This is a genomic window from Longimicrobium sp. (assembly GCF_048594345.1).
Lineage (GTDB): Bacteria > Gemmatimonadota > Gemmatimonadetes > Longimicrobiales > Longimicrobiaceae > Longimicrobium.
Genome location: NZ_JBMDXM010000226.1, coordinates 1 through 15,299, shown reverse-complemented (window position 1 = coordinate 15,299; position 15,299 = coordinate 1). Strand labels below are relative to the sequence as shown.

Genomic DNA, 15,299 nt, shown 5'->3' with positions numbered 1-15,299 from the left:
CGGCCTCCCACGAGCATTCCGACCGTAGATTCCGCGGTCGCGCGCCGGCCCTGGAGGTGGCGAGGCTGATGAGCGGCGCTCCTTCGAAATGACAGTGTATCGCGCAGGACTATCTGAAGCGCGATCGAAGTTCTCCCCTCTTCCGCGCAGTTTGCGGGAGAGTGGCCGGGGGTGAGGGCCCCCCGGCGGCAGCGCAGCCGCCAGTCGCCGAGCCCGGATCCCAGCCTCACCCAACCTCCCCCAGGGTTTTTTGGGGGAGGTGCGACCCTAAGCGAGCGGAGGGGGCGCCGGCGGACGCGCCTCGAACCCTCTCCGTGCCATCCTGGCGGTCCCGCCGCCGGGCAGAAGCGAACGCCCGTCCACCTTCGCCGCGTCCTGCCCGTCCGCTCCGGCATACATCAGCCCCGCCACGCCTGAACAATCGCTCGAAACAGATGGTGAGGGGTATCAACGGCATGCACGTTGCGAGTGCGAACAGAAGCCTTGACCCCTATATGTAGTGGTACTACCTTGCTCGTCCGCTAGATGTGGTGCACGGATTCGCGGCTCCCCCGGCCCGGCTCTGCTGCCGAAAGGTGTTGCAGCACATCTGTTTTTCGTCGTTCGCGTCGCCAGAAACCGCCAGCACCAGGAGTCCTCAGGATGAACCCTCCCTCCACCGCCGCCACGGTTCCCGTATCCGGCGTAAGCCTGCCCCGCGCCGAGCTCAGCGACAACGCCCGCATCGTCCTGGGCAAGCGCTACCTGCGCAAGGACGAGAACGGCAAGCCGGTGGAGGAGCCGGAGGAGATGTTCTGGCGCGTGGCGCTCACCATCGCGCGCGCGGACGCCAAGTACGGCGCCGGCGAGGCCGAGGTGCACGCGCTGGCCCGGGAGTTCTACCTGCTGATGACGCGCCGGCTGTTTGAGCCCAACAGCCCCACGCTGATGAACGCCGGCCGCCCGCTGGGCCAGCTGAGCGCCTGCTTCGTTCTGCCCGTGGACGACGCGCTGAGCAACAACCAGAGCGGCGTGTACGACACGCTCCGCTCGATGGCGGTGGTGCATCAGTCGGGCGGCGGCACCGGCTTCTCCTTCAGCCGCATTCGCCCCGAGGGCGACATCGTCCGCAGCACCACCGGCGTGGCCAGCGGGCCGGTGAGCTTCATGAAGCTGTACGACGCGTCCACCGAGGTGGTGAAGCAGGGCGGCACGCGCCGCGGCGCCAACATGGGCATTCTGCGCGTGGACCACCCCAACATCGAAGAGTTCATCGACTGCAAGCAGGACATCACGCAGATCACCAACTTCAACATCTCCGTCGCCATTACCGACGCCTTCATGCGCGCGGTTGAAAAGGGCGAGGCGTACGACCTGGTGAATCCGCGCACCAGGGAAGTGATCGGGCAGAAGGACGCGCGGCACATCTTCGACAAGATCGTGCAGAACGCGTGGCGCACGGGCGAGCCGGGGGTGTTCTTTATCGACCGGGCCAACTTCTACAACCCGGTGCCGCACCTGGGCAGCTACGAGGCCACCAACCCCTGCGGCGAGCAGCCGCTGCTGCCGTACGACGTGTGCAACCTGGGCAGCGTGAACGTGGGCGCGTTCTACCGCGCCGACGTGCCGGCCACGGAGCACTGGAGCGAGCGCATCGACTGGAAGGAGTACCGCCGGGTGGTGCACCTGTCGACGCACTTTCTGGACAACGTGATCGACGCCAACAAGTACCCGCTGGACGAGATCACCAACCTGGCCAACAACATCCGCCGCATCGGGCTGGGCGTGATGGGCTACGCCGACCTGCTGGTGCGCCTGGGCATCGCCTACAACAGCGAAGAGGGTGTGGAGGTGGGCCGCCAGATCATGGACTTCATGGATTCGGAGAGCAAAAAGGCGTCGGAAAAGCTGGCCGAGACCCGCGGCGTGTTCCCCGAGTGGGAGCGCAGCATCTGGGGCCCGGACGAGACGGCGGCCCGCGCGCCCAACGGCGACCGCATTCGCCCCATGCGCCGGCTGCGCAACTGCAACGTGACCACCGTCGCGCCCACGGGTACCATCTCCATCTTCGCCGGGTGCTCGTCCGGCATCGAGCCGCTGTTCGCGGTGGCGTTCATGCGCAACCAGGCCGGCAGCCTGATGCCGGACGTGAACGAGGACTTCGTCAAGGTGGCCAGGGACGGCGGCTGGTACAGCGACGACCTGATGGAGCGCATTGCCCGCGAAGGCCACATCCACTTCAGCGAGGTGCCCGAGGCGATTCAGCGCGCGTTCAGCACGGCGCACGACATCACGCCCGAGTGGCACGTGCGCGCGCAGGCGGCCTTCCAGGAGCACTGCGACAGCGCCATCAGCAAGACGACCAACTTCCCCAACGAGGCCACCGTTGAGGACGTGCGGAAGATCTACGAGATGGCGTTCAACCTGGGGTGCAAGGGCGTCACGGTGTACCGCGACGGCTCGCGCGACGGCCAGGTGCTCAGCACCGGCGCCACCAAGACGCCGGCGCAGGTGGCCGAGGACGCGTCGAAGGTGAACGAGGCGCAGGCGGAGCTGGCCGAGGCGCGCGAGCGCATGGCCAAGCTGGAGCGCGAGATGACGCGCCTGCGCGGCGAGCTTAGCCAGGCGGAGCACGTGAACGCGCAGGCGCGCCGCCACAAGCGCAAGCGCCCCACCGTGCTCAGCGGCACCACCCGCAAGATGAGCAGCCCGCTGGGCGACGTGTTCGTGACCATCAACGAGGACGAGGGGCGCCACCCGTTCGAGGTGTTCGCCACGCTGGGCAAGGCGGGCTCCGTGGCCATGGCGGACGTAGAGGCGATCGGCCGGCTGATCTCGCTGGCGCTGCGCTTTGGCATCCCGGTGAACGACGTGTACAGCCAGCTGCGCGGCATCAGCTCGGACCGCGCCATCGGCTTCGGCGACAACAAGGTGCTGTCGGTGCCCGATGCCATTGCCCAGGCGCTGGGCCTGCGCGAGCGCGAGAAGCAGGGGATTCAGCAGGAGCTGATCCCCGAGGCGGTGGGCGGGCAGACGGAAGTCGTAGCGCTGCCGGAGTCGCTGGAGACGCAGCCGCAGCTGCCCTTCAACAACTACGCGGCCGAGGCCGAAACCTTCATGGGCACCTGCCCCGACTGCAGCAGCCAGCTGGAGTTCGCCGAAGGCTGCAAGAAGTGCCACGCCTGCGGGTACTCCGAGTGCGGCTGATGCGCGGCTGATGGACAAAGGCCCGCGGCTCCCCTGAGCCGCGGGCCTTTTCGCGGGATCTGGTGTGATGGAGCATGAGGATGAACTACGTTGCCGTAAGCTCGTCGAACATTGCCGCGATTGCGTACGATGAAGTAAGCCAGATCCTTGGCGTTCGTTTTCGTACGGGCCGCGAGTACTGGTACCACCGGGTGCCGGGATCCGTCTCTCTGAATCTTCTCAGGGCTGGTTCCAAAGGCAGCTACCTGGCGGCGTTCGTGAAGCCGCGGTATCGCTGCACGCGGGCTTGATGGCGGTGGATGGGGTTTATCGCCGCTCACCGGGAACGCCTGACCGGGAGGACGGACTTGGCGCTATTCCGCGGAAAAGAACCTTCCCAGGGCCTCCTCGCGCCCGAGATCCTGGTTACCCGGGCGGAGATCCGTTCCCGCTACCCGGACACCATGCTATTCGCCGTAGTCGGTTTCTGCCGCTGGTGCACCCAGGAGGCGTGGCTGATCAGGCAAGAGGTTCAGCCCGACGCGTGGATGATCCTCCATACGAGCTCCTACCTGGGGGAGGTCAGAAACGGTGGGCACGGCCAGTTCGCGGGCAACACCGGAATGAAGCCGGAGGTGCTGGACGACGTTCAGGCGGGACTGGAAAGGCTGGGCCTGAGCGAGCTTCACGCCATCTTCCGGCGGTTCAGAACCGCGCTCGAAGCCGATCCGGCCCTGAAACGGAAGGTCATGGCGGGCGGTGGGTTCGGCGACATCCCGGATGTGATCAGGGACCTCGACGACGCCTTCTACGAGTCGGAGGATCCGAAGCGGTTTTACCCCCGGGCAGAGAGCTGGCTGAGGAACGCGCCCACCGTTGTTGCACTGACCCCGCGTGAGATCCGGGCCCGGCAGGCGGCGATCCTGGCAAGCAACACGCTGTTGGACCGGCGCCGCGCCCAGGCGTCCCGGCGACCGTTCCGGAAGGTCGTGGTCGAAGCGGCCCTTCGGCTCTGGGACGTGACCGGTCTCGGACGGCCCCGCGAAAGTGTGCTGGATCGGGCCAGGCGCGCGGTCGCCGCGCGGCCGAATTGGGCGCAGGAGGTCCACGACGCGCTGGCGGCGCTGCTGCCGCCGTTTGACACGGCGGTCCAGGACGGGGACGATAAAAAGGTGGACGAGATCTTTGCTGCCTACCGTGAGATCCATGCGCGATACCGGATCGATACGACGTCCCGATGGCCCGGCGACCTCCGAACCTACGCCTACAAGCTGAAGTATGCCGGTGAGCGGCTGGGCCGGGTGGACCTGCTCGAGCAGGCGGCCGAAGCCTGGAACCACGCCATCGTCGCCGGACCGTGGACAAACGATTACGACCCGGGCGGAGCCTGGCGCTCGCTGGGCCAGACCCGCGTCGAGCTTGGGCGGCTGGACGAGCGGCACGTGCCCGCCGTCCGGAACGCGCTCGATGCGTTCGATAGCGCCATTGCCCTCGACTCGGGGGACGCGGGGAAAAACGCAACGTTCGGCTATCTGGCGACCGACCTGTTGGGCCGGGCGGAGGCGCATCTCGTCCTCGCGACCAAGCAGGACCGTGCTGAGCACCTTCAGGCCGCCAGGGATGCGATTGTCGAGGCCTGGCCGCTGCTGCGGAGTTCGGGGCGCGGCCACTGGAGGGCGGTCGCCGCCGAGCTGCTGACGCTGCTGCCGGCGGACCAGGTCCGCCCCCGCGACCGGGCTCGCGCCCTCAACGCCCTCGGCAGGGAGATCGCCAGGGAGCTGGATGAGGACGGCGGCCCCCGCGGCAATCCGGTGCGCCTCAAGCGCCTCCGCCGGATGCGTGCGGCGCTCGCCGGCGATCCCGAGCCGCCGGACTGAGCGCGGCGGCGCCAGACCGGGACGCTGGAGCCGCGGCAGCTGTCGCTGATGAACTACGCGGCTGGGGCCGAGACCTTCATTGGGCACCTGTCCCACTGCAGCAGCCAACTGGAAGTCGCCGAGGCTGCAAGAAATGCTACGCCGACGGGAGTTTTACGGCACTTCTGGCGCAGCGAACTCCGCATGGCCATATTTTCGAAACTCACCAGCGGTTCAAGTCTTCGAGAAAAGTTTCTGATGAAAACCCAATCCCGGCGTGCAGGGAACATCCTCGGCTCTGTGCGTGCTGAGAATGACACAGCGATGCTTGCCAGAGCATTTGTTGAAACCGCTGAGTATCGTGCTTTGATTGAAACACAGGACTTCAATTTCGTTGTGGGTCGGCGGGGAACCGGAAAAAGTGCACTTTTCGACCGCGTGAATGAACACTTCCAGCGGCACGGAAAGGTATTTCTGTACGCTGCTCGTCCGCAGGAGTATGAAGCTTTGGCGCTGCAGCAGTCATTCGCGCCGTATGCTACGACGTACTCAGAGATGCGGGCGCTGTCGCGACTCGTTTGGAAAGTCCACCTGCTGCTCTTGGTCGCCGAGTCGCTTGTCGCGCACTACAAAGCTGAGAGAAGCGATCATTATTTTTTTCTTCGCGATTTCCTACTAGACCATAAGCGCCTTGTTTCAAACACGGATGCAACTCGTTGTGCCGAGATTATTCGTTACGTGGCCGTAGATCAAACGAAGAGCAGCGATCTGTTGGCAGGAATTGCGGGACAATTCCAGATTGCCAGACTACAACGCGCTGTGCAGTCGATTCTTAAGGAACTCAATAGAACTGCAGTAATTTTATATGACGGCCTTGATGAAGGATGGAGTTCGGATGCGCCGAGCACAGCTGTGGTAGGCGGATTGGGTTTGGCTATCGCTGATTTTTCCGATGCTAATTCGGGAATTCACGGTACGCTCTTTATCCGGGACAACATGTTTCGTGCGCTTGCGCATTTGGATAATGATTTCTCACGCCACATCGAAGGTAACACGCTCCGTCTCCACTGGGATGAGGAGACGCTATTCCAATTAGTAGGGGAGCGGCTGAAGGTTGCGCTCGGGCTTGAGAGTATGGAGAATATTGGCCGGGTGTGGAATCGCTTCGTCGAGCATAGCCTACAAGGGCGAGAAGGTTTTGAACTCTGTCTGCGACTGACGTTGTACCGCCCTCGGGATATTCTTGTCCTCCTGAACCGTGCGTATGTTGAGGCCTCCCGGCATCAACGCGACCATGTTTCTGAGCGTGATATTGATGCAACTGCTACCAGTATATCGCATGATCGGCTGCAAGATCTTGTCAAGGAGTATCAAGCGGTTCTTCCTGGACTCCGCGAGTTTATTGAACTTTTTCACGGCGCCCCTGCCACACGACCTATTTCGGAAGTGCTCTCTGTAGTGGATACAGCCGTTGAGATGGACGCATATATTGAGCAGGAGAAAAGCGACTTCGCAATATTTGGTTCCGGTAAACAGATCCTCCACGCATTATTCGGAGTGGGGTTTATTGGGTTTGAAGACAAGTCGTTGGAAGGACGGTTCGCCTTCAATCACGATGGATCGGGTACACGAATCGAGACGATTGGGGAAGAGTCTGCATGCATGGTCCACCCTTCTTATTGGCGCTCACTGGAGATTGAGCCGACGCTGTCTGCTGCTCAAGTCTCTGTAGAAATTGGGGATGATTACAAGCCGTTGGATCCCTCACAAGTCAAGGACATTAGGACGCGACGCCTTGGTCAGGTGATCTCGGAATTGCCAAATCTGGAGGAGGGAGCCGCTGATGCTGTCAAGTTTGAGGAGTGGGTTGGTCAAGTTATCAAGATTCTCTTCGCGGGCCGGCTGTCGAACCCCGAGTTGAAGCCAAATGCCGATGCAATCCAGCGTCGTGATTTAGTTGCTACAAATAGCGCATCGGAGGGATTTTGGAAAAGGATTCTCGATGATTATGGATCACGTCAGGTAGTCTTTGAGATCAAAAACTATGCTTCCCTTAAGACTGAAGATTTCCGTCAGGTGCTTAGTTATACCACAGGAGAGTACGGCCGGTTTGCGATCATTGTGTATCGATCTGAGCATGAGTGGCCGAGCAATACAGAGCAAGGTTGGATACGAGAACTCTACCATAACCATGATCGTCTTATCATGCCCTTACCCGCTTCCGTATTGTTGAGGTGCTTGTCCAAGCTTCGGAATGCTGATCGCTTTGACTACACTGAAAATACGTTGAACAAACGGGCTGATACGATCGTTCGCTCATACCTCAGCCTGCGACATATGCCGGCGTTTAACGAATCCAAAAAGCGGAGGCCGAATCGGAAACGGAGGTGAGGATGATAAGAGGCTGCTTCACGTCCGACCTTCAGGATTCGCCGGCCGGTCATAATAAGAATACCGATTGTGCAGCTAGATTGATCACAAGTCCGCGTCGAGCGGCCCTCACCGCCGACGCGCTGGGGACGCGGCAGACGACCCATCACCGCGTCTTCGTCTGGGGAGAGGTTGGCTGGCCAGCGCGAGTTATCTGATTCTCCGACGCGCGCGACCAGTAGCGGCGCGGCGTAACTGGTGGAGAGGCACGCGGACGAGATGCAGCGGTGTGTTGAGCGGCTGCGAGCGTCCGTGGCCGCGCATCCCGGTGAGGCGCCGGAACCTTGCACCGGACGTGGAGATACACCCATCACCGATCATCCGCTCCTCACCTGGGCTCCAATGCGTAAGCTGATTTTGAACGCCGTCATGGCAGTGATCTGCGCCGTCGGTGCGCCGTCCGCAGCCGATGCCCAGTCGCGGAGAGCGGTCCCGGAGCTGGCACCGCCCCAGGCGGTCGCATCGACCCCGGTGGTCGCACCGGCGCACGCCGGGTTGGGAGCTGCCGCGGAGGTGCGCCAGGACTTCTTCTCGGCGGCGGCACTCGGAACCTTCCGCACCCCTCGCAGACACCCGCTGCTGATGCCCGCCGTCGGCGCTCTCGTGGGTGCCGCGGGAGTGACCGGGCTGATCTTCCACGCGTGTTCCAATACCGACTGCATCCTGGATCCGGTGACCCCTGTCGTAGCTGGGGCCGCGGCCGGCGCGGTGGTGGGAGGCGTGATCGAGCTGGGCCTTCGCGTGGCCGGACGGTAGGCGCGGATACGCCTCGGCCGAAGGGCGGGCTCGGCGCCGGCGGGGTGGGAGGCGGTGGCGGCGGAGCTGGCGGAGAGGCACGCGGACGAGTTATGGCGCGGGTGGCGGACCTGCGTGCAATCGCGAGCGATCTACGTCCGCCGAACAGAGTCGCCTTCTAACGAAACCAGTGGTTGCCGACGGTCCGGGTGCAGCTCACACGCTTCCTTCACCTGCCCGTATCGCACGCGCGCGGACCGTGAACCGTGACGCCGGAGAGGACGTCACGCACGGCAGGTCCGTATGTGAACGCACTCTCTGATCCAGACAGTTAAGAAGCTTGACGTACGGTTGCCGCCTTACTAGGCTTGTATCGATGACTCTGCGCCCGGCCGTCTACTGCTGTCATCCCCGTTACACGACCCGGCCCAGGGGTCGCGTCCGGGGGCCCGCGCGCGCGTAGCTACACGCGCGTTACGGCCAGCGCGGAAGCGGTCCGTGGAAGCTTTCACGGGCCGCTTTTTCCTTCTCCAGGAGTCCCTCCCGATGCAAACGATGACCGCGCCCCCGCCCTCCGCTGTCGCATCCCTGATCGACCCACAGATCTTCAGGCGCCAGGATTGGCACAGTTATACCGCGGAGGACCACGAGGTCTGGAGCATCCTGTACGAGCGCCGCATGGCGGAGCTGCGCGGGAACGGCAGCCGCGTCTTTCTGGAGGGGGCCGAGGCCATTGGCCTGCGCCCCGACCAGGTGCCGGATCTGGCGGACGTGAACCGCCGGCTGGACGCGCGCACCGGCTGGAACGCGGTCCCGGTCAAGGGCTTCATCCCCGCCCGCGACTTCTTCCGGTGCCTGGCCGAGCGCCGCTTTCCCACCACGGTGATCGTCCGGCCGCGGGAGCAGCTGGAGTACCTGCCGGAGCCGGACATCTTCCACGACGTGTTTGGCCACGTGCCGCTGCACGCCGACCCGGTGTTCGCCGACTTTCTGCAGGGCTTTGGCGCCGTGGCCGCCGAGGCGCGCACGGAGGAGGAGCTGACGCAGATGGCGCGGCTGTTCTGGTTTACGGTGGAGTTTGGGCTTACGCGTGAGGACGGCCAGGTAAAGGTGTACGGCAGCGGCCTGATCTCGTCCGCGGGCGATGCCGCCAACGCGCTGGGTCCCAAGTGCGACCGGCGGCCGTTCTCCCTGGACGCCGTGCTGGCGCAGCCGTTCGAGATCGACCACTTCCAGGACGTTCTCTTTGTGGTGGAGTCGTTCGACCAGCTGTTCGAGGCCGTGGAAGAGGCGAAGCGGCGCATCTGCAACTGACCCTCGCTCCGGGCTGGAGCGCGGGATGGAAAGAGGCCGCCGGCACCCTGCCGGCGGCCTCTTTCCATCCCCGCCGCAGTTCACCGCAGCGTATCTGCAATGCCGGCCGTTCGGTGGGTTCGGCAGCCTTGTGAAGCCGCGACGGCGGATTGAGGGATCCTGGCAAACGCGCCAGGGCCCGCGTGGCGATGGATCAGCGTACGACGCCGCATGCGTAGTAAGGATCGGCCCAGTCGCAGGTGCCGATGTTCCTGCAGGTGGCGTCGTATCCTTGCGTGCAATAGCCGTCGCAGCTGGCGTAGCACGAAGCTCCGCCGGTGTTGCACGCGGCATCGCAGGTGCCGCCGCACGAGGCGTCGCAGGTGCCCGCGCACGAGCCGCCACATGTGTTGCATGTCCCGGCGCAGGTGCCGCCGCAGGTGTTCTGGCCGCAACTCGCGTCGCAGGTGGGGCAGCCGGGGCAGGTGCAGTTGGTGTAGCAGGTACACTGCTCGCCGTACACGGTGCCGCGCGGCCGCTGCGGCGTGGTGGTCTGGAAGGAATCTACGGTCAGGTCTTCCAGGTGCAGCTTGAGTTTGCTCCGCATGGGGCCTCCTGACTCCGGGTGGTTTCGAAAGCGTTACGGCCCAAAACGTTGGATGAGCTGCCGGTAGGTCTCTCCCATTCGTGGAAGGAGTGCGGACGAGAATTGATTTATGAGGCACAAAATGTGTGTAGCAACCTTCGTGCTCGGAGGAGGACGGACCTGCCGGCCATGACGGAGGTTGAACGAAAGGATACAAACAGTGGGGCAGGTCGCCGGCTCGGCGCTGGATTACCCCGCCAATGCGAAGTGGATGAATACCTTCGGCATCACGCCCCGCGGGCGCACGGCTATCGAGGGCACGCCGGTCGCTCGTCCCGCCAGGCGCGGCGTCCATCCCTCACCTCCACAGTCCGTCCCGCCGATGCACTGAAGTGCTTGACCCGGTGCCGCACTTCGGTTACCCATTGATAGGCGCCGCGAAGACCCCGTGGTGGCGCATTCCAATCTGCATCCCTAAGACGATGCACGTTCAGCTCTCCGCCCGTATGTGTGCGTGTCGCACCATGCGCGGCCTCCGTTGTCGGGGGCCGGGGCGGGGAGCCTTTGTCTTTGCGCGCAGAACGCCGACGCCCGGCGCCTGACCGCGAACCCAGAGCGACACACCTGCCCCGGCCCGCCGACAGCGGACCGGGTTTTTGCGTTCGGAAGCGGCGCGGAAGGTCGGACGGCGGGAGCGGACCGGGGCGGCCGGTGCCGCGGGATCTCTGGAACCACCATCAAACGGGCAGACGATGAACCACTGGATGACGTGTTGTTGTTGGCGCAATCGGGCCATGGCGATGTGTGCCGTGGCCGGGGCCGGCCGCCGCGCGCACATCCATCCGCCGTACGGATTTGTGTGATTCAGCGAGCTACCGATCAGTGCCGCCCCCGGCCACGTCATCCACCGATGCCGTGGCCGTTTTGTTTGCCGTGCAGCGCCGGGACCCGCCTTGCACCGGGACCCACCCCTCGACCCCGACAGCCGCCGCGCGGGCGGGATGAACACCGGAGATGAGCGGAAAGGACCCCGATGAGCACGAGCGTAGACGAAGCGGCACTCAGCGAGGTGGAGCGGGTGAAGCACGAGAGCGGGGGGCTGCGCGGCACCCTGCCCGGTGAGCTGGCCTCCGACGCCACCCACCTGTCCGACGAAGCGAAGCAGCTGCTGAAGTTCCACGGCAGCTACGAGCAGGAAGACCGCGACCAGCGCCGGGAGCGCAAAAAGGCGGGGCAGGAGCCGGCGTACTCGTACATGGTGCGCTCCAAGCTCCCCGGCGGCACCCTGAGCGCGGACCAGTACCTGGTGCACGACGCGCTGGCCGACCGCTACGGCGACGGCACCCTTCGCGTCACCACGCGGCAGGGCTTCCAGTTCTACGGCATCGTCAAACAGGACCTGCGCGGCACCATCCACGATCTGAACCAGGCGCTGGTCACCACCTTTGGCGCCTGCGGCGACGTGGTGCGCAACGTGGTCAGCTGCTCCGCGCCCGTTGCGGGGTCGCTGCGCGCCGAGGTGGCGGAGTGGGCGCGAACCCTGTCCGACGCGCTGCTGCCGCGCACGCGGGCCTACCACGAGATCTGGGTGGAGGGGAGCCAGGTTACGGTCGATGAAAAGCCGGTGGACGATCCGCTGTACGGAACCGCCTACCTGCCGCGCAAGTTCAAGATTGCCTTCGCCCTCCCCGACGACAACTGCACCGACGTGTTTTCCAACGACCTGGGGCTGGTGGTGATCGCGGACGGGGACCGCATCGAGGGATTCAACGTCGTCGTGGGCGGCGGGCTGGGGCAGACGCACAACAAGCCGGAGACGTATCCGCGGCTGGCCAGCCCCCTGGCGTTCATCCAGCCGGACGCGCTGATCGAGGTGGCACGGGCCATCATCGGCGTGCAGCGGGACTGGGGGGACCGCACCAACCGCAAGCGCGCGCGCCTCAAGTACCTGCTGGATGAGCAGGGCGTCGACTGGTTCCGCGGCCAGGTAGAGGCCGCCCTGGGGCGTCCCCTGGTGCCGTACCGCGACGTGGAGGTGACCGGCTACCACGATCACCTGGGCTGGCATGCGCAGGGGGACGGGCGCTGGTTCCGCGGCGTGTGGATCGAGAGCGGCCGCATCCACGACGAGGGGGAACTGCGGCTGCGGACGGCGCTGCGCCGCGTGGTGCGGGAGTTCGGGCTCGACGTGTACCTGACCACGCAGCAGAACCTGCTGCTGGTGGGCGTGGCGGCGGACGACCGGGACGCGGTGGACGCCATCCTGCGCGCCCACGGCGTCCCCGCGCCCGAGGGGCTGGCGCAGGTGCGGCGCAACTCCATGGCCTGCCCCGCCATCCCCACCTGCCCCCTGGCCGTGGCCGAGGCCGAGCGCGCGCTCCCCGGCCTGGTGGCGCAGCTGGAGCAGGAGCTTGCGGCGCTGGATCTGGCCCAGGTGCCGCTGGCGGTGCGGATGACCGGCTGCCCCAACGGGTGCGCGCGCCCCTACACGGCCGACCTCGCCTTCGTGGGCCGCTCGCTGGGCAAGTACCAGGTGTACGTGGGCGGCAACCTGGAAGGAAGCCGGCTGGCGGAACTCTACGCCGACCTGGTGCCGCTGGACGGGATCGCCGCGCTGGTGCGGCCGCTGTTCCAGCGCTTTCGCGACGAGCGGCTTCCGGGCGAGCGCTTCGGCGACTTCTGGGCGCGCGTCGGCCTCGTCCCCCTCCCCTCGGTCACGCCCGGCGGCGGCTTTCGTCCCCACGCGGCGATTCCCACGCACGCCGCCACCATCCCCGTCCACGCCGCCGCGCCGGAGACCGTGTCATGAGCACCCTTCTGCCCGACCCCGCCGCGCCGGGGAGCACCGCGCCGTACGCCCTGCTTTCCGCGGACCACGTGGCCAACGCCGCGCGGGCGCTGGAGCACGCCCCGGCGGAGCACGTGCTGCGCTGGACCGTGCGGACGTTCCCCGCCTCCCGGTTCGCCATGGTTTCCGCGTTTGGGCCGGGGAGCGCGGTGCTCATCCACCTGATGGCCGAGATCGGCGCGTCGGTCCCCGTGCTGTTTGTCGACACGCTGCACCACTTTCCCGAAACGCTGGCGCACGTGGAGCGGGTGCGGGCGCGGTACGGGCTGGACCTGCGCGTCTACCGCCCGGAGCTGGACCGGGACGAGATCGAGGCGCGGTACGGCCCCGCGCTGTGGGAGCGTGACCTGGAGCTGTATCAGCAGATCACCAAGGTGGAGCCGTTCCGGCGCGGGACGGCGCAGCTGGACGGGTGGATCACGGGGCGCCGCCGCGACCAGTCCGCCACGCGCGGCGTGCTGCCGGTGGTGGAGGGCGGCGAGCGGATCCGCGTGAACCCGCTGGCCACGTGGACGCGGCGGGACGTGTGGGACTTCATCCGGCGGCACGACCTGCCGTACAACCCGCTGCACGACCGGGGCTACACCAGCATTGGCGACGCGCCGCTCACCACGCCCGTGCGCCCGGGCGAGCACGAGCGGGCGGGCCGGTGGCGGGGCGCCGGCCGGCTGGAGTGCGGCATCCACATCGCCCCCCACCGCGACGTCCCCGCGACCGCCGACACCGCGGCATGATCCGGAACACCAGGAGATGATCTCACGCGGAGACGCGGAGGGCGCGGAGGCGCGGAGGAATGAAGAGAGGGATACGGATGATGGCTTTCATCCCCGTCCTCCCTCGTTTCCTCCGCCGTCTCCGCGCCCTCCGCGTCTCCGCGTGACCCCCGCCGTTTCCCAACCCGGCGTGCGCGGAAGATCTCAGGAAGCGGATTGAGATCGATCGAGCGCGCCGGGCGGGGAAGGGTCTGCGCCGTCGCCGTCTACTGCGCGCCGGAGATGTCGTTGGGGTCGATGTCGCCGTCCTCGTCGCAGTCAAAGGCGCCCAGGTCCGTCACCACCTCGTTGTTGCCGCGGTAGATGTTGGCGCCGGTGTTGGGCTCGAACACCGCGCCCACGGAGGTGTTCTGCAGGTTGTTGCCCTGGAAGGTGTTGTAGCAGGCGCCGCGGATGGCGATGCCCACGCCGCCCGCGTTGCTGATGCGGTTGGCCTTGATGCTCACGCCGCTGATGGAGACGCGGTTGGCCGCGCGCTCCGCGAACTCGATCCCGTTCAGCAGCGTGCCGTCGATGCGATTGTGCTCCACCCGCGAGTCGTACACGTTGGTCAGCACCACGCCGTGCGACCAGTCGCCCAGAACCTCGTTGTGGGTGATGGTCACGTCGCGCCCCTCGCGCACGCGGATGGCGCCGTAGATGGACTCGTAGCCGCCGTCCGTCTCGATCACGTTGCGCGAGATGAAGGTTCCGTCGGCCGAGGCTTCGGTGTAGCCGCCGGTGGGCACCGGCGAGCCCGAGCCCGGGATTCCCTGGATGTGCACGCCGTAGCGCGTGTCCTCGCCGATCCAGTGGTTGTCCGTGATCACCGTGCCCTGAATGCCCACGGCGTAGAGGCAGAAGTAGTAGCCGCAGTACACCTCGTTGCCGGTGATGCGGATGTCCTGGTAGCCGTCGTCCTCATCGGGGAGCGAGTTGAACGCCGCGTAGCCGTACTCGGCGTCCAGCTTGAGCCCGGAGACGGTGATGCGGTCGGCGCGCAGCTCGATCAGGATGTTCTCGTAGCCATAATCGAAGCTGATCCCCGCGCCCGGCTCCGCGCAGGTAAGGGTGACGCCTTCGTTGTCGATGACCACCGCGCTGTCGACTTCGATGTTGCCCGAAACGGCCACCACGTCGCCGTCCTGCGCGGCGGCCAGCGCGGCCCGAAGCTCCGGGTCGGTGTCGACCACAAAGGTGGGTGACGCGGGGCATTTGGCGGCGTTCGCCAGGCTGGGGCCATCGGCCGGGGCGGTGGGGGCGGGGGGCTGGTCGGCGCAGGCGGCGGCCAGCAGGACGGTGAGGACGAGGGTGGGGGCCAGGGTGTGGCTTCGCATGGGGCGCTCCGTGGGGAAGGAGATGTCCGTGCGGCGGCCTGACAGCGCGGCCGCATGGGGATGCGGCCAGGCACGGCGCGGATGGGGACGCCGTGCTGGCGCGGGAGAGCCTGTGTCAACGCGTTGGCCAGCGGAAACGTGACGGGTGAAATCCAACGAGTGCAGCGCGGACGGCGGCATGCTGATCCGTCCTGATCCGGAAACGGCAGGTGTCACGCGGAGACGCGGGGGGGGGGGGGGCGCGGCGGGGTAAAGTGTGGGGCCGGACGCTGGCCTCAACCGGGGGCGCGTTAGTTT

10 protein-coding genes are annotated in these 15,299 nt (G+C 66.0%); 8 read left to right on the top strand and 2 right to left on the bottom strand.

Annotation, left to right across the window (positions count from 1 at the left end):
- Positions 1–642: 642 nt before the first annotated feature.
- From ACOJUJ_RS23810 to ACOJUJ_RS23785, 6 genes are all read left to right on the top strand, one after another.
- Positions 643–3,186 (top strand): vitamin B12-dependent ribonucleotide reductase, encoded by a 2,544-nt coding sequence (locus tag ACOJUJ_RS23810; protein ID WP_420129417.1) that lies wholly within the window; start codon positions 643–645, stop codon positions 3,184–3,186.
- Between the two features lie 80 nt (positions 3,187–3,266).
- Positions 3,267–3,476, top strand: a complete 210-nt coding sequence (locus ACOJUJ_RS23805) for a KTSC domain-containing protein (RefSeq protein WP_420129416.1) — start codon at positions 3,267–3,269, stop codon at positions 3,474–3,476.
- Between the two features lie 57 nt (positions 3,477–3,533).
- A complete protein-coding gene (locus ACOJUJ_RS23800; RefSeq protein ID WP_420129415.1) occupies positions 3,534–5,042 on the top strand; it encodes a DMP19 family protein in 1,509 nt (502 codons plus the stop codon).
- A gap of 48 nt (positions 5,043–5,090) precedes the next feature.
- The gene (locus ACOJUJ_RS23795) at positions 5,091–7,412 is read left to right on the top strand and encodes a P-loop ATPase, Sll1717 family (RefSeq protein WP_420129414.1); all 2,322 of its coding nucleotides are present in this window, start codon (positions 5,091–5,093) and stop codon (positions 7,410–7,412) included.
- Between the two features lie 381 nt (positions 7,413–7,793).
- On the top strand, positions 7,794–8,207 hold the full coding sequence (locus tag ACOJUJ_RS23790) for a hypothetical protein (RefSeq protein ID WP_420129413.1): 414 nt from the start codon (positions 7,794–7,796) through the stop codon (positions 8,205–8,207).
- Between the two features lie 525 nt (positions 8,208–8,732).
- Positions 8,733–9,500 (top strand): phenylalanine 4-monooxygenase, encoded by a 768-nt coding sequence (locus ACOJUJ_RS23785; RefSeq protein WP_420129412.1) that lies wholly within the window; start codon positions 8,733–8,735, stop codon positions 9,498–9,500.
- Between the two features lie 193 nt (positions 9,501–9,693).
- On the opposite strand, the gene ACOJUJ_RS23780 is transcribed toward ACOJUJ_RS23785, so the two are convergent.
- Positions 9,694–10,086, bottom strand: a complete 393-nt coding sequence (locus tag ACOJUJ_RS23780) for a hypothetical protein (RefSeq protein WP_420129411.1) — start codon at positions 10,084–10,086, stop codon at positions 9,694–9,696.
- Positions 10,087–11,098: 1,012 nt separating this feature from the next.
- Here ACOJUJ_RS23780 and ACOJUJ_RS23775 point away from each other — a divergent pair.
- The gene (locus ACOJUJ_RS23775; protein WP_420129410.1) at positions 11,099–12,874 is read left to right on the top strand and encodes an NADPH-dependent assimilatory sulfite reductase hemoprotein subunit; all 1,776 of its coding nucleotides are present in this window, start codon (positions 11,099–11,101) and stop codon (positions 12,872–12,874) included.
- Positions 12,871–13,647: a phosphoadenylyl-sulfate reductase gene (locus tag ACOJUJ_RS23770; RefSeq protein ID WP_420129409.1), complete on the top strand. Its 777-nt coding sequence runs from the start codon at positions 12,871–12,873 to the stop codon at positions 13,645–13,647. The genes ACOJUJ_RS23775 and ACOJUJ_RS23770 overlap by 4 nt, the downstream gene beginning before the upstream one ends.
- Positions 13,648–13,892: 245 nt before the next feature.
- Here the strand turns inward: ACOJUJ_RS23770 and ACOJUJ_RS23765 are convergent, their stop codons facing one another.
- A complete protein-coding gene (locus ACOJUJ_RS23765; RefSeq protein ID WP_420129408.1) occupies positions 13,893–15,002 on the bottom strand; it encodes a NosD domain-containing protein in 1,110 nt (369 codons plus the stop codon).
- Positions 15,003–15,299: the final 297 nt, after the last annotated feature.